The 19,265-nt window shown below is 74.1% G+C and carries 16 protein-coding genes and 1 pseudogene; 14 read left to right on the forward strand and 3 right to left on the reverse strand.

Features of this window, described 5'->3' with window-relative positions:
- Nucleotides 1-84 precede the first annotated feature (84 nt).
- Both ilvC and serA read left to right on the forward strand, forming a co-directional pair.
- Complete coding sequence (gene ilvC, locus ACGF15_RS05595; protein WP_345614163.1) at nt 85-1,086, forward strand: ketol-acid reductoisomerase; 1,002 nt, start codon at nt 85-87, stop codon at nt 1,084-1,086.
- 232 nt (nt 1,087-1,318) lie between these two features.
- Nucleotides 1,319-2,911: a phosphoglycerate dehydrogenase gene (gene serA / locus ACGF15_RS05600; protein ID WP_345614162.1), complete on the forward strand. Its 1,593-nt coding sequence runs from the start codon at nt 1,319-1,321 to the stop codon at nt 2,909-2,911.
- A gap of 68 nt (nt 2,912-2,979) precedes the next feature.
- Here the strand turns inward: serA and ACGF15_RS05605 are convergent.
- A pseudogene (locus ACGF15_RS05605) lies at nt 2,980-4,434 on the reverse strand (alpha/beta hydrolase family protein); the annotation flags it as partial.
- 197 nt (nt 4,435-4,631) lie between these two features.
- Here ACGF15_RS05605 and ACGF15_RS05610 point away from each other — a divergent pair.
- Entirely contained in the window at nt 4,632-5,093 is a 462-nt protein-coding gene (locus tag ACGF15_RS05610) for a MerR family DNA-binding protein (protein WP_362610679.1), read from the forward strand.
- On the forward strand, nt 5,090-5,815 hold the full coding sequence (locus ACGF15_RS05615; protein WP_392796976.1) for a hypothetical protein: 726 nt from the start codon (nt 5,090-5,092) through the stop codon (nt 5,813-5,815). The genes ACGF15_RS05610 and ACGF15_RS05615 overlap by 4 nt, the downstream gene beginning before the upstream one ends.
- A gap of 36 nt (nt 5,816-5,851) precedes the next feature.
- Here ACGF15_RS05615 and ACGF15_RS05620 read toward each other — a convergent pair whose 3' ends face one another.
- Complete coding sequence (locus ACGF15_RS05620; protein ID WP_392796977.1) at nt 5,852-7,093, reverse strand: PucR family transcriptional regulator; 1,242 nt, start codon at nt 7,091-7,093, stop codon at nt 5,852-5,854.
- Nucleotides 7,094-7,271: 178 nt separating this feature from the next.
- Here ACGF15_RS05620 and ACGF15_RS05625 point away from each other — a divergent pair, with 178 nt between their 5' ends.
- The 6 genes from ACGF15_RS05625 to ACGF15_RS05650 all read left to right on the forward strand — a co-directional run bounded on the left by ACGF15_RS05625 (nt 7,272) and on the right by ACGF15_RS05650 (nt 13,270).
- Nucleotides 7,272-8,198 carry a proline dehydrogenase family protein gene (locus ACGF15_RS05625; protein ID WP_345614236.1) on the forward strand — a complete coding sequence of 309 codons (927 nt, stop codon included), beginning with the start codon at nt 7,272-7,274 and terminating at the stop codon, nt 8,196-8,198.
- Nucleotides 8,199-8,251: 53 nt separating this feature from the next.
- Nucleotides 8,252-9,883 (forward strand): L-glutamate gamma-semialdehyde dehydrogenase, encoded by a 1,632-nt coding sequence (pruA, locus tag ACGF15_RS05630; protein ID WP_256522851.1) that lies wholly within the window; start codon nt 8,252-8,254, stop codon nt 9,881-9,883.
- Between the two features lie 114 nt (nt 9,884-9,997).
- Nucleotides 9,998-10,237, forward strand: a complete 240-nt coding sequence (locus tag ACGF15_RS05635; protein ID WP_362610670.1) for a hypothetical protein — start codon at nt 9,998-10,000, stop codon at nt 10,235-10,237.
- Nucleotides 10,238-10,515: 278 nt separating this feature from the next.
- Nucleotides 10,516-10,644 carry a hypothetical protein gene (locus ACGF15_RS05640; RefSeq protein WP_256522849.1) on the forward strand — a complete coding sequence of 43 codons (129 nt, stop codon included), beginning with the start codon at nt 10,516-10,518 and terminating at the stop codon, nt 10,642-10,644.
- A 216-nt stretch (nt 10,645-10,860) separates the two neighbouring features.
- The gene (locus ACGF15_RS05645; protein WP_345614156.1) at nt 10,861-11,904 is read left to right on the forward strand and encodes a 3-isopropylmalate dehydrogenase; all 1,044 of its coding nucleotides are present in this window, start codon (nt 10,861-10,863) and stop codon (nt 11,902-11,904) included.
- 277 nt (nt 11,905-12,181) lie between these two features.
- Nucleotides 12,182-13,270, forward strand: coding sequence for a branched-chain amino acid aminotransferase (locus tag ACGF15_RS05650; RefSeq protein ID WP_345614155.1), 1,089 nt, complete (start codon nt 12,182-12,184; stop codon nt 13,268-13,270).
- A gap of 124 nt (nt 13,271-13,394) precedes the next feature.
- Here the strand turns inward: ACGF15_RS05650 and ACGF15_RS05655 are convergent, their stop codons facing one another.
- Entirely contained in the window at nt 13,395-14,867 is a 1,473-nt protein-coding gene (locus ACGF15_RS05655) for a cytosine permease (RefSeq protein WP_392796978.1), read from the reverse strand.
- Nucleotides 14,868-15,006: 139 nt separating this feature from the next.
- On the opposite strand from ACGF15_RS05655, the gene ureA reads away from it, so the two are divergent.
- From ureA to ACGF15_RS05675, 4 genes are all read left to right on the forward strand, one after another.
- Nucleotides 15,007-15,699, forward strand: coding sequence for an urease subunit gamma (ureA, locus tag ACGF15_RS05660; protein WP_392796979.1), 693 nt, complete (start codon nt 15,007-15,009; stop codon nt 15,697-15,699).
- A gap of 47 nt (nt 15,700-15,746) precedes the next feature.
- On the forward strand, nt 15,747-17,429 hold the full coding sequence (locus ACGF15_RS05665) for an urease subunit alpha (RefSeq protein ID WP_392797058.1): 1,683 nt from the start codon (nt 15,747-15,749) through the stop codon (nt 17,427-17,429).
- A gap of 9 nt (nt 17,430-17,438) precedes the next feature.
- On the forward strand, nt 17,439-18,458 hold the full coding sequence (locus ACGF15_RS05670) for an agmatine/peptidylarginine deiminase (RefSeq protein ID WP_392796980.1): 1,020 nt from the start codon (nt 17,439-17,441) through the stop codon (nt 18,456-18,458).
- A gap of 98 nt (nt 18,459-18,556) precedes the next feature.
- Entirely contained in the window at nt 18,557-19,162 is a 606-nt protein-coding gene (locus ACGF15_RS05675; RefSeq protein WP_392796981.1) for a TetR/AcrR family transcriptional regulator, read from the forward strand.
- Nucleotides 19,163-19,265 lie beyond the last annotated feature (103 nt).

A 19,265-nucleotide genomic window follows, 5' to 3' on the forward strand; every position in this document is an offset into this window, starting at 1 on the left:
TCTCGCCAGGCGAGACCGCGTGACCCTTCCGCCCCATCCCGCCGTACGGTGGGTCGCAACACGAGCATTCCAAGGAGAATCCCAGTGGCCGAGCTGTTCTACGACGCCGACGCCGACCTGTCCATCATCCAGAACCGCAAGGTCGCGGTGATCGGCTACGGCAGCCAGGGCCACGCCCACGCGCTGTCGCTGCGCGACTCCGGCGTCGACGTCCGGGTCGGCCTGCACGAGGGCTCCACGTCCAAGGCGAAGGCCGAGGAGCAGGGCCTGCGGGTCGTCTCTCCCGCCGAGGCCGCCGCCGAGGCCGACGTCATCATGATCCTCGTCCCGGACCCGATCCAGGCCCAGGTCTACGAGGAGCACATCGCCCCCCACCTGAAGGACGGCGACGCCCTGTTCTTCGGCCACGGCCTGAACGTCCGCTTCGGCTTCATCAAGCCCCCGGCGGGCGTGGACGTCGCCATGGTCGCCCCCAAGGGCCCGGGCCACCTGGTCCGCCGGCAGTACGAGGAGGGCCGCGGCGTGCCGTGCATCGCGGCCGTCGAGCAGGACGCCACCGGCAAGGCCTTCGACCTGGCGCTGTCCTACGCCAAGGGCATCGGCGGCACCCGCGCCGGCGTGATCAAGACCACCTTCAAGGAGGAGACCGAGACCGACCTGTTCGGCGAGCAGGCCGTCCTCTGCGGTGGCACGGCGGCGCTGGTCAAGGCGGGCTTCGAGACCCTGACCGAGGCCGGCTACCAGCCGGAGATCGCCTACTTCGAGTGCCTCCACGAGCTGAAGCTGATCGTGGACCTGATGTACGAGGGCGGCCTGGAGAAGATGCGCTGGTCGGTCTCCGAGACCGCCGAGTGGGGCGACTACGTCACCGGCCCGCGGATCATCACCGACGCCACCAAGGCCGAGATGAAGAAGGTCCTCGCCGAGATCCAGGACGGCACCTTCGCCAGGAACTGGATGGACGAGTACCACGGCGGTCTGAAGAAGTACAACGAGTACAAGACCCAGGACTCCGAGCACCTGCTGGAGACCACGGGCAAGGAGCTGCGCAAGCTCATGAGCTGGGTCGACAACGACGAGTCCTGAAGGGCCCGCCGGCCCGGGGGCCCCGTCGGGGCCCCCGGGCCGCACCCGCCACCCCGTCCGGCCACGGACGGGTGATCCTTCCGACGAGGCGCATGCCGCGGCCCGCGCCGCCACTACACTCATCCCTACATACGCGTCAGGCCCACAGTGTCGTGCGTCTTCCACGCGGCTAGCCCCCTCCACCGCTGCGGCCGTCGGGACGGCCGTCTGCACCGGACATGTGAGGACTCACGTGAGCTCGAAACCTGTCGTACTCATCGCTGAAGAGCTGTCGCCCGCGACCGTGGACGCGCTCGGTCCGGACTTCGAGATCCGGCAGTGCAACGGCGCCGACCGCGCGGAGCTGATCCCCGCCCTCGCCGACGTGGACGCCGTCCTCATCCGCTCCGCCACCAAGATGGACGCCGAGGCCGTCGCCGCCGCCCGCAGGCTGCGCGTCGTCGCCCGGGCCGGCGTCGGCCTCGACAACGTCGACGTCTCCGCCGCCACCAAGGCCGGCGTGATGGTGGTCAACGCCCCGACCTCCAACATCGTCACCGCCGCCGAACTCGCCTGCGGACTGCTGCTCGCCACCGCCCGCAACATCCCGCAGGCCAACACCGCCCTGAAGAACGCCGAGTGGAAGCGCTCGAAGTACACCGGCGTGGAGCTGAGCGAGAAGGTCCTCGGCGTCGTCGGACTCGGCCGCATCGGCGTGCTGGTCGCCCAGCGGATGTCCGCCTTCGGGATGAAGGTCGTCGCCTACGACCCCTACGTCCAGCCGGCCCGCGCCGCGCAGATGGGCGTCAAGCTGCTCTCCCTGGACGAGCTGCTGGAGGTCTCCGACTTCATCACCGTCCACCTCCCCAAGACCCCCGAGACGCTGGGCCTGATCGGCGACGAGGCGCTGCACAAGGTCAAGCCCACCGTGCGCATCGTCAACGCCGCCCGCGGCGGCATCGTCGACGAGGAGGCGCTGTACTCGGCGCTCAAGGAGGGCCGGGTCGCCGGCGCGGGCCTCGACGTGTACGCCAAGGAACCCTGCACCGACTCCCCGCTGTTCGAGCTGGACCAGGTCGTGTGCACCCCGCACCTGGGCGCCTCCACCGACGAGGCCCAGGAGAAGGCCGGGGTCGCCGTGGCCCGCTCGGTGCGCCTGGCCCTGGCCGGGGAACTGGTCCCCGACGCGGTCAACGTCCAGGGCGGCGTCATCGCCGAGGACGTGCGCCCGGGCCTGCCGCTGGCCGAGAAGCTGGGCCGGATCTTCACCGCCCTCGCCGGCGAGGTGGCGGTCCGCCTCGACGTCGAGGTGTACGGCGAGATCACCCAGCACGACGTGAAGGTCCTCGAACTCTCGGCGCTCAAGGGCGTGTTCGAGGACGTCGTGGACGAGACCGTCTCCTATGTGAACGCCCCGCTCTTCGCCCAGGAGCGCGGTGTCGAGGTGCGGCTCACGACCGGCTCGGAGTCCCCCGACCACCGCAACGTGGTCACGGTGCGCGGCACCCTCTCCGGCGGGGAGGAGGTCGCGGTCTCCGGCACGCTGGCCGGTCCCAAGCACCTGCAGAAGATCGTCGCGATCGGCGACCACGACGTCGACCTCGCCCTCGCCGACCACATGCTGGTGCTCCGCTACGACGACCGCCCGGGCGTCGTCGGCACCGTCGGCCGGATCCTCGGCGAGGCGGGCCTCAACATCGCGGGCATGCAGGTCTCCCGCGCGGAGGAGGGCGGAGAGGCGCTCGTCGTGCTCACCGTCGACGACACGGTCCCGCCCACCGTGCTCTCCGAGATCGCCGAGGAGATCGGCGCCGCCTCCGCCCGCTCGGTGAACCTCACCGACTGAGAGCGGCGGCCCGCCCGCCGTACGGGCCCCGGTGCCGAGCGCACCGGGGCCCGTACGCGTCCGGGGCTCTGGCCGCCCCGGGGGCGGTGCACGGTCAGCTCGCCGTAGGCGGCGAGCGCGCGAGCGGGGTCGGCCGGCTCCGCGGCGAGCACCGCGTCCAGGAAGGCCAGGGTGGCCCCCGCGGTGATCCGGTGCCCCCCGGTGCGGCCCAGCGAACCGGCCAGTGAGGGCAGCGGCGGCAGGTACAGCGGCGCGTCGGTGAAGGTCAGATGCGCGGCGCCCGGGACGGTGAGCCGGTAGCCGGGGGCCGTCCCCGCCTCCAGGGCCCGGCGAAGGCGCGGGAGGTAGTCGGGGTCGGTGTCCGGGCCCACGGCCTGGGTGAGCGCCAGCACCGGCCCGGTGCGGAGCCCCGGGCCCGTGTCGCGGGGGAAGCCGTCGAGGTCCACCGCGGCGGCGAAGCGGCCGTCCTGCGCCGCGGCGAGCAGGGCCGCCGCCCCGCCGAGGGAGTGCCCGGCGACCGCCGCGCGCCCTGTGTCGAGCCGTCCCGCCAGGGGACCGGGGACCCCGCCCCGGCCGATCCGGCCCAGCCGGGTGAGGACGAAGCGGAGATCCGCCGCGCGCACCGCCGTCCAACCGGCGGCGCGGCGCTCGTCCTCGGCGGTGTCCCCGGAGGCGGCGACCTCGGTGCGCACGGTCCGCCCGTCGTCCAGGACGACCGCGGCCGAGTCGTAGGGGTGGTCCAGCGCGGCCACCGCATAGCCGTGGGAGGCGAGTTCCTGCGCCCAGGCCGTGTTCTGGGTGCGCACCCCGCCGAGGCCCGGGGAGAACAGCACCACCGGGAAGGGCCCGCCCCGCGCGGAGACCGGTGCGTCCGGCACCGCGTGCCCCCGCGCGGCCACCGCGCCGTCCAGGGCGAAGGACGGCAGCCCGGCGTAGCCGGCCAGGGCGTCCCCGACCGTCCGCGCCTCGTCCGCGGTCCTGCCGAGGTAGCGGGCCCCCGGACCCCCGGCCCGGTCCGCCGGGTACCACAGCTGGGCCACCACGGTGCGCCGGTCCCCGGGCACGGCGGTGGCGGGCTCCGGCCGGTCGGGGTCCGTCCACTGCACCGTGGTGGTGCCCACCCCGTACGGTCCGGTGGGCTCGGGGAGCACCGGCACGGGCAGGGCCCAGGAGGCCGCGGGCCCGGCCGCGATCAGCACGCCGCAGAGCAGCGTCGCGGGCCCCGCCGCCCACCACGGCGCCCGGCGCGGCGCACGCGGCGCGCCCCCGCGGAGCACCGGGGCGAGCGCGAAGGGAAGCGCCAGGGCCGCGGCGGCCAGCACGGGCACCAGCTGCCACCGGAGGCCGGACAGGGCCACGGCGCCCGCGGAGGCCGCCACCGCCCCGGCCGCGGCGAGCGCGGCCGGGCCGCGGGCCGCGGGCGGCAGCCAGCGGGCCGCGACCGCAGCGGAGGCGGCGAGGACGAGAAGTGTCTCGGAGAGGGACAGATGCAGCCCCGTGATCGACTCGGTCACACCCGCCATGCTCGGTACTGTGCCCGTGCCGCCGCATCCCTCCGGGGTCGCGCCCGTGTGCCACCTCGGGCGTACACCGCGGGCGCCCGCCGTCCTCCCGGAGGGCTCATCGCGCAGGCCGGGGACCTCCCGGGGCGCCGGTGTGACGGGCGTCACCCGGGTCGGGCTTGAACCTGGAGCCCACTCCAGGATCTAACGTCGGGGTCATGACCACAGCGATCCTGCCGGGCACCACCGCCCGGCTCAGCACCGGCGCGCTGGCCGGCGCCGCCGGTATCTCGGTGGACGCCGTCCGCTTCTACGAGCGGGAGGGCCTGCTCCCGCCCGCGGAGCGCACCAGCGGGGACCACCGCCGCTACCCGCAGGAAGCGGTGGAGCGCCTGACCTTCATCCGGGTCGGCCGACGCCTGGGGCTGCGCCTGGAGGAGATCCGGGAGCTCGCCGACGCCTGCGACCATGTGGCCGACTGCCCGGCCGACCACGCCGAGGCGCTCCTGCGCGGCCGGATCGCCGACGTGGAGCGGCAGTTGGCCGACCTGGCGGCGCTCCGCGACCGCCTGGTGCACGTCGTCGGGCGCCTCGGCGCCCACCGGGACTCCCTGGAGGACCTCCTCGGCCCCGATGCCGACGCCGAACTCCCGGGCGGCGGAGCGGAGGAGGGCCGGTGAACGCCTCCCCGTCCTCGGGCACCCGGGTGCTGGACCGGGCCGGACTCCTCGCGGCGCTCGCCACCTTCGCCTGCGCCGTGGCCTTTCCCGTGCTGACCGCCGTCCACTCCGGCGTGCACCTCCAGCCCACCGACGTGCCGCTGTCGCCCGCGGAGTTCGCCGCACCGCTCCACGACCGGCCGGAGGCCGTGCTCCTCTGGATGGGCTTCGACGCGCTCTTCGTCCTGGCCTATGTGGTCACCTTCACCGCGGCCCGGGGGCTGACCGTCTCCCGGGTGCTCGGCAACCTGAGCATGGGCGCGATGATCGTCACCGGCGCCCTGGACATGGTGGAGAACGCCGTGCTGGCCGTCCACGCCGCCCAGGCGGCGGCGGGCGAGCCCTTCGCCTCCGTCCCGGCGGCGGCCCTGTACACGGTGGCCCAGCTCAAGGGGACCGCCGCCACGGCCGGAATCGGGCTGCTCGCCCTGGCCCTGCCCACCGGAACCCGGCTGCTGCGCGCTGCGGTCGCCGCGGCCGCCGCCTTCGTGGCGGTGACCGCCGTCGGGGTGGCCGTCCCCGCGCTGGCACCGCTGGAGGCGCTGCCGATCCTGCTGCTGACCGGACTTCTCGCGGCGGTCTTCGCCGGGCGTCTGCGCGCGGCGGCACCGGGCCGCGGCCCGGCCGCACCGGCGGGCCCGGCCCTCCCCGGGGGCGCGGCCGTGGCAGGGGCCGCGGGCTGAGCCCCCGCGGGGGCGGGTCCCCGTCTCCTCCGCGGCTCAGGACCGGTGCGGTTCCGGGGCCCGGGCCCGCAGCCGGGCGCCCTTGAGCGCCATGTGCAGCAGCAGGCGGTGACCCCCGTCGTCGAGGTCGAGGCCGGTCAGCTGCTCGACCTTTGACAGCCGGTAGTACAGCGTCTGCCGGTGGACGCCCAGCGCCGCGGCCGTCCGGCCCGCCTGGCCCGCGCAGTCGAGGAACACCTCGGCGGTGCGGGCCAGCTCGCAGTGGGAGGCCGCCAGCAGCTGCCGCACACAGGGGTCGTCCAGGCGGTCCGGGGGCAGTGCGGTGAGCATCCGGAAGGCCCCGAGTTCCGGCCAGTGCGCCACGGGGGAGTGGCGGGGCTCGGCGAGCGCGGTGCGCGCGGCGGCCGCGGCCTCCCGCCAGGCGGTCCCCAGCTCGCCCAGCCCGCGGTGGGCCGCCGAGACCCCCGCCCCGGTGGCGGGCGCGTCCCCCCGGCCCGTGCCCCGGGCGGTGCCGCCGGAGGCCCGGTCGTGGAGCCGGACCGCGGCCGCCAGCGCCGGTTCGGGGTTGTCCGCCGACCGCAGCCGGACCAGGGCGGCGAGGCCCTCGTCCGCCGGGGCCTCGGCTCCGCCGGGCTCCAGAGGCGGGTGCCCGGTGTGCAGTGGGACCGTGGCCAGTGCCGCCGCGCCGGGCAGGGCGCGGACCGAGGGGGCGTCGTCCGCCTGCCAGGGCAGCACGCAGACCAGCGCGTGCAGTCCCTCGCCCGCGGGGCCGAGCGCCTCGGCGAAGGCGGAGACCGCCATGTCGTACTGCCAGCCGCGGTCGGCGGTCAGCACCGCGCGCAGCTCCCGGGAGAGGTCGGAGCCCGCCCGCTCCTCGTCCGCCAGCAGGGTCCCGATCCGCCCGGCCACCTCCATGGCGGCGGCCAGCCGGTCCGGACCCGGGCCGGGAGCGGAGTCCAGGAGCCACACATAGCCGAGCACCACCCCGCGGTGGCGCACCGGCAGGCAGAGCCGGGCCCGGTTCACCCCGGCCTCGGGCGCGGCGGGGATGCGGACGGGCCCGGCGGCGCGGGCGATGCCGAAGCCCTCGAACCAGGACCGGACGGCCGGCGTCGACTTCCTGGTGAGGATGGACCGGGTGCGCACCGGGTCCATCGTGTCGTCGTCGCTGTCGTGCGCGCCGAACGCGATCAGCCGGAAGTCCCGGTCCTCCAGAGTGGCGGGGGCCGCGAGCAGGCCGGAGATCTCGTCGACCAGATCCTGGTAGTCGCCCTTCACGCGGCCATTCTCGCACTCCTTGTACATATGTCTGAGATCCCGGACACGGATGCGTGACAGCTGTCGATGGCTCGGCATCCGCGCGATCCTTAGGTTTCACGGTGGTTCATCGTGCTGTTCCCGGACTGTGTGTTCTGTCCGTGTTAGGCCGCTTCTCATCCGTGCCATGGAGGTGCCCGTGCTGGGTCCCGTGATCCTCGCCGCGTCGCGCAGCGACAGAATGCGCCGCTTCGTCTCGGCCGCCCCGGGGACCAAGCAGGTCGTCGCCCGGTTTATCGCCGGCGAGAACGTCGACCAGGTCGTCCCCGTTGTCGAGGACGCGGTCGCCCGGGGCCTGGAGGTCACCCTCGACGTGGTGGGCGAGGACATCACCACGCGCGAGCAGGCCGCCGCGGCCCGGGACGCCTACCTGGAGCTCGTCGAGCGCCTGGCCGGGCTGGGCTTCGGTCCCCGGGTCGAGATGTCGGTCAAGCTCTCGATGTTCGGCCAGTCCCTGGACGGCGGCCACGAACTGGCCCTCGCCAACGTCCGCCCCGTCGTCGAGGCCGCCGCCGCCATCGGCACCACGGTGACCCTGGACGCCGAGGACCACACCACCCTCGACTCGATGTTCGCCATCCACGAGGAGCTGCGGAAGGACTTCCCGGACACCGGCTGCGTCATCCAGGCGTACCTCTTCCGCACCGAGCAGGACGCCCGCCGCCTCGCCGCGGACGGCAGCCGGGTCCGCCTGGTCAAGGGCGCCTACAAGGAGCCCGCCTCGGTCGCGGTCCAGGACCGGGCCGAGATCGACAAGGCCTATGTGCGCATCCTGCGCATCCTGATGGAGGGGGAGGGGTACCCGATGATCGGGTCCCACGACCCGCGCCTGATCGCCATCGGCCAGGAACTCGCCCGCGGCGCCGGGCGCAAACTGGACGAGTACGAGTTCCAGATGCTCTACGGGATCCGCGGCGACGAGCAGCTCCGGCTGGCCGCCGAGGGCCACCGGATGCGCGTCTACACCGCGTACGGCACCGACTGGTACGGCTACTTCATGCGCCGTCTCGCGGAGAAGCCGGCCAACCTGCTGTTCTTCCTCCGCTCGATGATCACCAAGAACTGACCCCGACCGAACCCAGGGCCCTCACCCCCCTCGCTTAAGGAGTCACGGAAGTCATGGACGCCGTCACCCAGGTCCCCGCTCCCGTCAACGAGCCGGTCCACGGCTACGCCCCCGGTTCGCCCGAGCGCGCCCGGCTGGAGGCCAGGCTCAAGGAGCTGGCCGAGAACCCGATCGAGCTGCCGATGACCATCGGCGGTGTCAGGCGGATGGGCGGCGGCGAGCGCGTCGACGTCGTGCAGCCGCACAACCACCGGGCCGTCATCGGCACCTTCGCCGGCGCCACCCGGCAGGACGCCCAGGACGCCGTCGACGCCGCGCTCGCCGCGGCCCCGGCCTGGCGCGCCATGTCCTTCGACGACCGCGCCGCGATCATCCTGCGCGCCGCCGAGCTGCTGGCCGGCCCCTGGCGCGAGACGATGGCCGCCTCCACCATGCTGGGCCAGTCCAAGACCGCGCAGCAGGCCGAGATCGACACCCCCTGCGAGCTCGTCGACTTCTGGCGCTTCAACGTCAAGTACGCCCGCGACCTGCTGGCCGAGCAGCCCCCGGCGAACTCGCCCGGTGTGTGGAACCGCCTGGACCACCGCCCGCTGGAGGGCTTCGTCTACGCGATCACGCCCTTCAACTTCACCGCCATCGCCGGCAACCTGCCGACCGCCCCGGCCCTGATGGGCAACGTCGTGGTCTGGAAGCCGTCCCCGACGCAGACCCACGCGGCCGTGCTGCTGATGCAGCTGCTGGAGGAGGCCGGGCTGCCCAAGGGCGTCATCAACCTGGTGACCGGCGACGGCATCGCCGTCTCGGAGGTGGCGCTGGAGCACCCGATGCTCGCGGGCATCCACTTCACCGGGTCGACCCGGACCTTCCAGCACCTGTGGAAGACGGTCGGCAACAACATCGAGAAGTACCGCTCCTACCCGCGCATCGTCGGCGAGACCGGCGGCAAGGACTTCGTGGTCGCCCACCCGAGCGCCGACCGCGCCGTGCTGAAGACCGCCCTGACCCGCGGCTCCTTCGAGTTCCAGGGCCAGAAGTGCTCCGCCTCCTCGCGCGCCTACATCCCGGCGTCGATCTGGAACACGGGCTTCAGGGAGGAGTTCGCGGCCGAGGTCGAGGGCATCCCGATGGGCGACGTCACCGACCTGACGAACTTCATCGGCGCGGTGATCGACGAGCGGGCCTTCGCCAAGAACAAGGCCGCGATCGACCGGGCCAAGGAGGACCCGACCTGCACCGTCGTCGCGGGCGGCACCTACGACGACTCGGTCGGCTACTTCGTCCGCCCGACCGTCATCGAGTGCACCGACCCGGGCAACGAGGTCTTCACCACGGAGTACTTCGGCCCGATCCTCGCCGTCCACGTCTACGAGGACGACCAGTACGAGGCCGTGCTGGAGCAGATGGAGTCGGTCTCCGCCTACGCCCTGACCGGCTCGGTCATCGCCGGGGACCGCGCCGCCGCGGCCCACACGATGGACAAGCTCCGCTACGCGGCGGGCAACTTCTACATCAACGACAAGTCCACCGGCGCCGTCGTCGGCCAGCAGCCCTTCGGCGGCGGCCGCGCCTCCGGCACCAACGACAAGGCCGGCGCCCCGCAGAACCTGATGCGCTGGACGCTGACCCGCGCCATCAAGGAGACGCTGGTCGCGCCGACCGACTACACCTACCCGCACATGGGCTGATCCTCCGTACCGCCCCCGCGGACACCGCCCCCGCCGGTCCCCCCAGACCGGCGGGGGCGGTTCGCGTCCGGCGGGCATAGGCTGCCGGGGAGGGGGGCGCTTCGAGGAGGAACCATGCCCGGATCCACCACCCTCGGCCCCGGCCACGGGGTCGACAGCGTCGAGCACGAGGACGCGCGCCGACTGGCCCACCTCGCCCGCAGGCTGCACGCCCTGCTGGAGGCCGAGGGCCCCGAGCGGCTCAGCGACGCCCAGGCGGCGGCCCTCGGCGGCGACGACCACTCCTCCCGCGAGGAGTTGACCGCCTGGACCGAGCGGGTGGCCCGGGTGCTCCGTACGGCCACCGGGGGCTGACGCGGCCGCGCCGGCAGCGGCGCCCGGTGCGCCCGGGCGCCGCGGTGGCCTGGTGTGACGAGCGGCACGCCCCCCGCCGTCTCAGATAGTAGGAAGCCCGACTAACTGTGGAGACAGAACGGTGCGGCTGCCCTACGTTTGTAGGAGCCGAACGTCTCGCTCGATCCAGCGAACGGCGGTCGTGAGCCAGTGCCTTCGCGCAGGCAACCCCTGCGGCCTCGCTCCCCGCCCCTTCCGGCGCCTTCGAAATCCTCCCGATCTCCAAGGAGTCGATCATCATGCCCGCTGAGACCGTCCGCCGCGTCCGCCGCTCCGCCCGCACCGCCGACGCCGACCGCAGGAACGCCGCCGCCGCGCTCCAGCGCGCCCTGGACCGCCGGGACAACGGCGGGGACACCGGCCACTGAGCCGGGGTCCCGCCCCCCCAGGTCCCCGCACGCGTTCGCCTTCCCCCGGTCCCTCCTCCGCGGCGCCCCCTCGGGCCCGGGGGAGGGGCCGGGGCGCCTGCCGCGCGCCCGCGCCGCCCCCGCCCGCGCCGCCCCCGCCCGGTCCGCGTCCGACGGGGTGGGTCCAGATGGTGGACATCGCGTGTCAACGAATGGGACGCGGAGTAGGGTGCCGACATGTCTCGCAGCATCAATCTCGCAGTGGTCCCCGGTGACGGCATCGGCAAGGAAGTCGTGGCTCAGGGCCTCAAGGTCCTCGCCGCCGTCCTCCCGCAGGATGTGAAGCTGGAGACCAAGGAGTACGACCTGGGCGCCCAGCGCTGGCACCGGACGGGGGAGACCCTCCCGGACGCCGAACTGGAGGCGCTCAAGGGGCACGACGCGATCCTGCTCGGTGCCGTCGGCGACCCCTCGGTGCCGTCCGGCGTCCTGGAGCGCGGTCTCCTGCTCAAGCTCCGCTTCGCCTTCGACCACCATGTGAACCTGCGGCCGTCGAAGCTGTTCCCCAACACCGCCACCCCGCTCGCCGGGCGGCCCGACATCGACTTCGTGGTGGTCCGCGAGGGCACCGAGGGCCCCTACACCGGCAACGGCGGCTCGCTGCGCACCGGCACCCCGCACGAGGTCGCCACCGAGGTCAGCCTGAACACGGCCTTCGGGGTGGAGCGGGTCGTCCGCGACGCCTACGAGCGCGCCGCGGCCCGGCCGCGCAAGAAGCTGACGCTGGTCCACAAGAACAACGTCCTCGTCCACGCGGGCCACCTGTGGAAGCGGATCTTCGACGCGGTGGGCCGGGAGTACCCCCAGGTCACCACCGACTACCTGCACGTCGACGCCGCGACGATCTTCTTCGTCACGCAGCCCGAGCGCTTCGACGTGATCGTCACCGACAACCTCTTCGGCGACATCATCACCGACCTCGCCGCCGCGGTCACCGGCGGTATCGGCCTGGCCGCCTCCGGCAACATCAACCCGAGCGGCGCCTTCCCCTCGATGTTCGAGCCCGTCCACGGCTCGGCCCCGGACATCGCGGGCACCGGCAAGGCCGACCCCACGGCCACCGTCCTGTCGGTCGCCCTGCTGCTGCGGCACCTCGGCCACGAGGCCGAGGCCGACCGCATCGAGGCGGCGGTCACCGCCGACCTGGCGGAGCGCGGCCCCGGGAAGGTCCGCACCACGGACGAGATCGGCGACGCGCTCGCGGTACGCGTAGCGGGCTGACCCGACGGACCGCATCCCCGCGGGGGCCCTTCTCGGCCCCCGCCCCGCCGCCGGGCCGCCTTCCCACCGCACCCGGCGGCTTCTGCTGCGCCGTGACGGGTGCCACCATCGACACCGGGCCGCACTCCACGCTGTTCCCTGTCCGGGCCCACGCGGGCGATAATCGAACGTGGGCCGTGTACACGGCGATGTTCGGACGTCCAAGCACCCGCGCGGCGCCGGGCATCCGCCCCGCGTGACGCGGTCCGCCACTGCCAACCGGTGAAGGACTCCACTCATGACGACGCCCCCGATCGAGCTCAAGCCCTCCTCGCACCCGCTGTCCGACGCGGAGCGCGACGCGATCCTGGCCAGCCCCGGCTTCGGCCGCCACTTCACCGACCACATGGTCGTCATCAAGTGGACCGAGGGGCGCGGCTGGCACGACGCGGAGCTCGTCCCCTACGCGCCGCTGTCGATCGACCCCGCCAACATGACCCTCCACTACGCGCAGGAGATCTTCGAGGGGCTCAAGGCCTACCGCCACCCCGACGGCTCGGTGGCCCTCTTCCGCCCCGAGGCGAACGCCCGGCGCTTCCAGGCCTCGGCCCGCCGGCTGGCCATGCCCGAACTGCCCGTCGACCTGTTCGTCGCGGCCTGCGACGCGATCGTCCGCCAGGACGAGGCGTGGGTCCCGGCCCACGGCGGCGAGGAATCGCTCTACCTGCGGCCCTTCATGATCGCCAGCGAGGTCGGCCTCGGGGTGCGCCCGGCCAACGAGTACCTGTTCCTGGTCATCGCCTCGCCCGCCGGCGCGTACTTCCCGGGCGGCGTGAAGCCGGTCTCCATCTGGCTGTCCGAGGACCGGGTGCGCGCCGTCCCCGGAGGCATGGGCGACGCCAAGACCGGCGGCAACTACGCGGCCTCCCTCCTCGCGCAGGCCGAGGCGGCCGCCAAGGGCTGCGACCAGGTCGCCTACCTCGACGCCGTCGAGCACACCTGGGTCGAGGAGCTCGGCGGCATGAACCTCTACTTCGTCTACGAGGACCGCATCGTCACCCCGACGCTGACCGGCTCCCTGCTCGCCGGCATCACCCGCGACTCCCTGCTGAAGCTGGCAGGCGACCTCGGGTACACCTCCGAGGAGGGCCGCGTCTCGATCGACCAGTGGCAGGCGGACAGCGAGAGCGGTGCTCTCAAGGAGGTCTTCGCCTGCGGCACGGCCGCCGTCATCACGCCCGTCGGCACCGTGAAGTCGGCCCGGGGCGAGTGGCAGCAGTCCGGCGGGGAGCCGGGCGAGGTCACGCTGAAGCTCCGCAAGGCGCTGCTGGACATCCAGACCGGCAAGACCGCGGACGCCCACGGCTGGACGCACCCCGTCGCCTGACCCGCCCTGCCGTCCACCGAGCGGCCCGCCGCCCCGGTCCCGACCGGTGCGGCGGGCCGCCGTGCGTCCGGGCGGGCGATACACGGGGCGGCCCCGGCCCCGCCCCGTTCCGCGGAGTGCCCGCTCAGCCCGCCTGCGGCGCCTTCGGGCGGGCGGCCCCGTCGGCGGCGGGCGCCGGGCCGGCCGCCCCGACGGCGGTCCGCGGTCCCGGGGCGGCCCCGGCGCGGTCCGGGGCCACCAGCGCGTACAGCGCGCCGCCGACCAGGCCCGACAGGACGAAGCTGGTGTCCACCCCGCCGGTGAGCGGCAGCAGCGGGCCCTCGTAGAGCGGTGTGGACACGGCGGCCAGTCCGACGCCCGCGCCGGCCGCCCAGGACAGCACGGCCCCCGGATGCCAGCCCGCGCGGTACCAGTAGGCGCCGCCCCGTGAGCGGCGGTTGTACACCTGGAGCGCCCCCTCGTCGTAGACGCCGCCGCACCGCGCATGGGCCGTCAGGGTGATCACGGCCCAGGGGGTGCCGACCGCGGTCAGCAGCAGGACGAAGGAGGTCATCGCGGACTGGGCGTCCCAGACGAAGTGGCCGAGGAAGACGAAGGCGGTGGCGACGGCCGCGACGACCAGGGTGGCCCGGGTGCGCGTGGCGCGGGGCAGGATCGCGTCCAGGTCCAGCCCCATCGAGTAGAGCATCAGCCCCGCGTTGCCCACCGACCCGGCCGCCGCGGCGATCAGCAGCGGCACCAGGTACCAGCCGGGCGCGGCGGCGACCAGCGGCCCGGCGTAGTCCGCGCCCGCGCGGGCGGCCAGCGCGGTGAGGGTGCCGAAGAGCTGGGGGAGGAGCAGGCCGGCCAGGAGCCCGAGGCAGGTGGCGCGCAGGACCCGGCGCGGGGTGTGGCGCGCGGGTGAGATGTAGCGGGTGTAGTCGCCCAGCAGGGTGATGAAGGCCACGGGGCCGCTGAGACCGGCGGCGACCGCGGAGAGGAACCACGTCGGCCAGAAGGAGCCCAGCAGGTACGGGGTGTCCGGCGGGGCCGCGGTGGTCAGCGCGGGGCCGTAGGCGAGCAGGCCGAGGGCGAGCAGCACCGACATGCCGACCGCGAGGACCCGGCTCACCCGCAGCAGCAGGCGGTAGCCGTAGACGGCGCCGACCACCGTGCAGGCCGCGAGCGCCGTGTAGACCACGGTGTGCGCGGTCCCGCCCGTGGGCACCCCCGCGATCCGGGCCAGTGTCCCCAGCATCACGTCGCCGCCGATCCACAGCGTCAGGGCGGTGTAGCCCAGCGAGAGCAGCAGGCCGACCACCGATCCCACCAGGCGCCCCCGGACGCCGAAGGCCGCTCCGCTGGAGGTCGAGAGGTTGGTCGCGGTGCGCAGGGAGATCAGCGCGAGCGGGGCGGTGACCGCCACGCCCACGACGGTGCCCGCGACGATCGAGGTCACCGCGGGCCACAGGCCCAGCCCGAAGGAGACCGGCAGCCAGCCGAAGACGATCACCCCCAGGCAGAGGTTCGATCCCAGCAGGATCGAGACCAGGTCGCGGGGGGTGCTGGTGCGTTCCGGCTCGGGGATGGTGTCGACTCCGCGCTGCTCCATCGGCATGAGGCTCGCTCCCGTACTGCGTTTGAATGGCGCTCTAATTGAGCGGTGCTCAATGTGGGCCATGCCTCGCGGTAAGTCAATGGTTTCCTCGAAAGCCCTTGCGCGTTAGAGTGATGCTCAAACATGGGAGGTGTGGTGGATGAGGCTGACCCCGACCGAGCGCGACCGGCTGCTGCTCTTCGGTGCCGCCGAGCTCGCCCGGGCCCGCCGGGCCCGCGGGCTCCGGCTGAACGTCCCCGAGGCCACGGCGCTCGTCGCCGACACCGTCTGCGAGGCCGCGCGCGACGGCCGGCGCCTCGCCGAGGCCGTCGAGGCGGCCCGCTCGGTGCTCGGTCCGGACGACGTCCTGCCCGGGGTGGCCGACGTCGTCACCGAGGTGCACGTCGAGGCGGTCTTCGAGGACGGCTCCCGGCTCGCGGTCGTCTCCGGCCCCATCGGCGGCGGCCGCCTCGGGGACGGGGCCCCCGGCGCGGTGCTCCCCGGCCCGGACACCCCCGACCCCGCCCCGGACGCGGTGCTGGGCGTGCGCAACACGGCGGACGTCCCGGTCAGCGTCACCTCCCACTTCCACTTCTTCGAGGCCAACCCCAGGCTGCGCTTCGACCGCGCCGCCGCCTACGGCATGCGGCTCGCCGTGCCCGCCGGCTCCTCGGTGCGCTTCGGCCCCGGCGAGGAGTCGGAGGTCGGTCTGGTGCCCCTCGGCGGGGACCGGGTCGCCATCGGCTTCGCCGGTCTCGTCGACGGCCCCCTCGACGCCCCCGGGGCCAGGGAGGAGGCACTGCGCAGGGCCGCCGCCTGCGGCTACCTGGGAACGGAGGGAACGACCCGATGAGCAGACCCACCCGCCACCACGACCACCACCGGCCCGCCCCCCGCCGTATGGACGCCCGCGAGTACGCCGCCGTGCACGGCCCCCGTGCGGGGGACCGGGTGGTGCTGGGGGACTCCGGACTGGTGGTCCGCGTGGAGTCGGACAGCCAGCGCCCGGGCGAGGAGTTCCTCGCCGGCTTCGGCAAGACCGCCCGCGACGGCCTGCACCTGAAGGCCGCCTCCGTCCGCGGGACCTGCGACGTCGTGATCAGCAACGTGCTGGTCATCGACGCCGTGCTCGGCATCCGCAAGGTCTCCGTCGGCATCCGCGAGGGCCGCATCCACGCCATCGGCCGCGCGGGCAACCCCGACACCCTCGACGGGGTCGACGTGGTGGTCGGCACCGGCACCTCCATCGTCTCCGGCGAGGGCCTGATCGCCACCGCCGGCGCCGTCGACACCCATGTCCACCTGCTCTCGCCCCGGGTCATGGAGGCATCCCTGGCCAGCGGGGTCACCACCCTGATCGGCCAGGAGTTCGGGCCGGTGTGGGGCGTCGGGGTCAACTCGCCCTGGGCGCTGCGGCACGCCTTCGGCGCCTTCGACGCCTGGCCGGTCAACATCGGCTTCCTCGCCCGCGGCTCCTCCTCCGACCCGGCCCCCCTGGTGGAGGCCCTCGCCGAGGGGGGCGCCTGCGGCTTCAAGGTCCACGAGGACATGGGCGCGCACGCCCGGGCCCTGGACACCGCGCTGCGCGTCGCCGAGGAGCACGACGTGCAGGTGGCCCTGCACTCGGACGGCCTCAACGAGTGCCTCTCGGTGGAGGACACCCTCGGCGTCCTCGACGGGCGCACCGTCCACGCCTTCCACATCGAGGGCTGCGGCGGCGGCCACGTCCCGAACGTGCTGCGGATGGCGGGCGTGCCGAACGTGATCGGCTCCTCCACCAACCCCACCCTGCCCTTCGGGCGGGACGCGGTCGCGGAGCACTACGGGATGATCGTCTCCGTCCACGACCTCAAGACCGACCTGCCGGGCGACGCGGCCCTGGCCCGCGACCGCATCCGCGCCGGGACGATGGGCGCCGAGGACGTGCTGCACGACCTCGGCGCCATCGGGATCACCTCCTCCGACGCCCAGGGCATGGGCCGGGCCGGGGAGACCGTGCGCCGCACCTTCGCCATGGCGGGGAAGATGAAGGCCGAACTCGGGCCGCTGCCCGGCGACGGCGCCCACGACGACAACGCCCGGGTGCTGCGCTATATCGCCAAGCTCACCGTCAACCCGGCGATCGCCCACGGCCTCGCGCACGAGGTCGGGTCCATCGAGGTCGGCAAGATGGCCGACATCGTGCTCTGGCGGCCCGAGTTCTTCGGCGCGAAGCCGCAGCTCGTGCTGAAGTCGGGCTTCCCGGCCTACGGCGTCACCGGGGACCCGAACGCGGCGACCGACACCTGCGAACCGCTCGTCCTCGGGCCGCAGTTCGGCGCCCACGGCGCGACCCCGGCCGACATCTCCGTCGCCTTCGTCGCCGAGGCCGCCGCCGGAAACGGCTCCGACCGCATGCCGACCCGGCGCAGGCGGGTCCCCGTCCGCGGCACCCGCGGCATCGGCCCCGGCGACCTGCTGCTCAACTCCCGCATCGGGGACGTCCAGGTCGACGGGCGGACCGGGCTGGTCACGCTCGACGGTGATCCGCTGCGCTCCGAACCCGCCGACTCCGTCTCCCTCAACCGCCTCTACTTCCTCTAGGAACCCCCTGTGACCTTCCGTATGCCGCCCGAGTGGGCACCGCACGAGCGCACCTGGATGGCCTGGCCGGGCCCCAACCCGACTTTCACCGACGCGGCCGAACTGGCCGGGGCCCGCGCGGCCTGGGCGGCCGTCGCCCGTGCCGTGCGCCGCTTCGAGCCGGTCACCGTGATCGCCGGGACGGGCCAGGCCGACTCGGCGCGGCAGCTGCTCGGCGACGCGATCGAGGTCGTCGAACGCGACCTGGACGACGCCTGGATGCGGGACATCGGCCCCACCTTCGTCAGCGACGGCACCCGGCTGGCCGCCGTGGACTGGGTGTTCAACGGCTGGGGGGCGGCCCGGTGGGCGCGCTGGGAGCACGACTCCGGGATCGCCGCCCAGGTGGCCGAGCTGGCGGGGGTGCCCGTGCACTCCTCCCCGCTGGTCAACGAGGGCGGTGCCCTCCACGTGGACGGGGAGGGCACCGTGCTCCTCACCGACACCGTGCAGCTCGGGCCCGAGCGCAACCCCGGATGGAGCCGCGCCGAGGTCGAGCGCGAGGTGCACGCCCGCCTGGGCACGACCAAGGCCGTCTGGCTGCCGCGCGGCCTCACCGCGGACTACGGCGTGTACGGCACCCGGGGCCACGTCGACATCGTCGCCGCCTTCGCCGGCCCCGGGACGGTGCTCTGCCACACCCAGCCGGACCCCGCCCACCCCGACCACGAGCTGGGCAGGGCCAACGCCGCCCTGCTGCGCGCCCAGACGGACGCCAGGGGCCGCCCCCTGGAGGTCGTCGAGGTCCCCGCCCCGACCGTGCTCCGGGACGAGGACGGGAACTGGGTCGACTACTCCTACATCAACCACTACGTCTGCAACGGCGGTGTGGTGCTCTGCGCCTTCGACGACCCCCGGGACGAGATCGCGGCGGGCATCCTCCGGCGGGTCTACCCCGACCGCACGGTCACCCTGGTGGACGCCCGGCCGATCTTCGCCGGAGGGGGAGGCGTCCACTGCATCACCCAGCAGCAGCCGCGCGTCGGCTGACCCCGCACCCGGCCACCGCCGGGGGCGGTGATCGGGTAGAACGTACGGGTGAACCGCAACGCACCTCCGGCCGCGCCCCGCTCACCGGCGGCGGCCCCGTGACCCCCTCCGCCAGGCGCCGCAACGCCGCGCCCCCGCGCGAGGACCTGCTCGCCGCGGCGATGGCCACCATCGCCGAGCACGGGCTGGACAACCTGACCATGGCCGGACTGGGGCGGGAGGTCGGCATGAGCAGCGGCCATCTGCTCTACTACTTCCGCACCAAGGACGAACTGCTGCTCCAGACCCTGGAGTGGAGCGAGGGCCGCCTCGGGGCCGAGCGGGGCGCGCTGCTCTCGCGCCCGGCCACGGCCCGGGAACGCCTGGCCGCCTATGTGGACCTGTACGTGCCGGACGGGCCCCGCGACCCGCACTGGACCCTGTGGCTGGAGGTCTGGAACCGCTCGCAGAACGCCGAGGCCGACGCCCGCGCCCGCCAGGCCGCGATCGAGGGCGCCTGGCACCGGGACCTGGTCGCCCTGCTCGCGGAGGGCGTCTCCCGCGGGGAGTTCCGCCCGGTGGACCCCGACCGGTGGGCCGCCCGCTTCCGCGCCCTGCTGGACGGCTTCAGCGTCCATGTGGCGGTCGGGATACCGGGGACGGGCCGGGAGCAGGTGCTGGCGCACGTGGAGGAGTTCGTCACGGAGGGGCTGCTCGGGCAGTGAGGCGGGCGCCCGCACGGCGCCCGCACAGTGCCCGCATGGTGAGACCGCCGTCCGTGTCCCGGTCCGGCTGTGGCACACTGCGGCTGTGCTCTCGTTCGCCATG

Source organism: Streptomyces sp. NPDC048001, from assembly GCF_043203115.1.
Taxonomy (GTDB): domain Bacteria; phylum Actinomycetota; class Actinomycetes; order Streptomycetales; family Streptomycetaceae; genus Streptomyces; species Streptomyces sanyensis.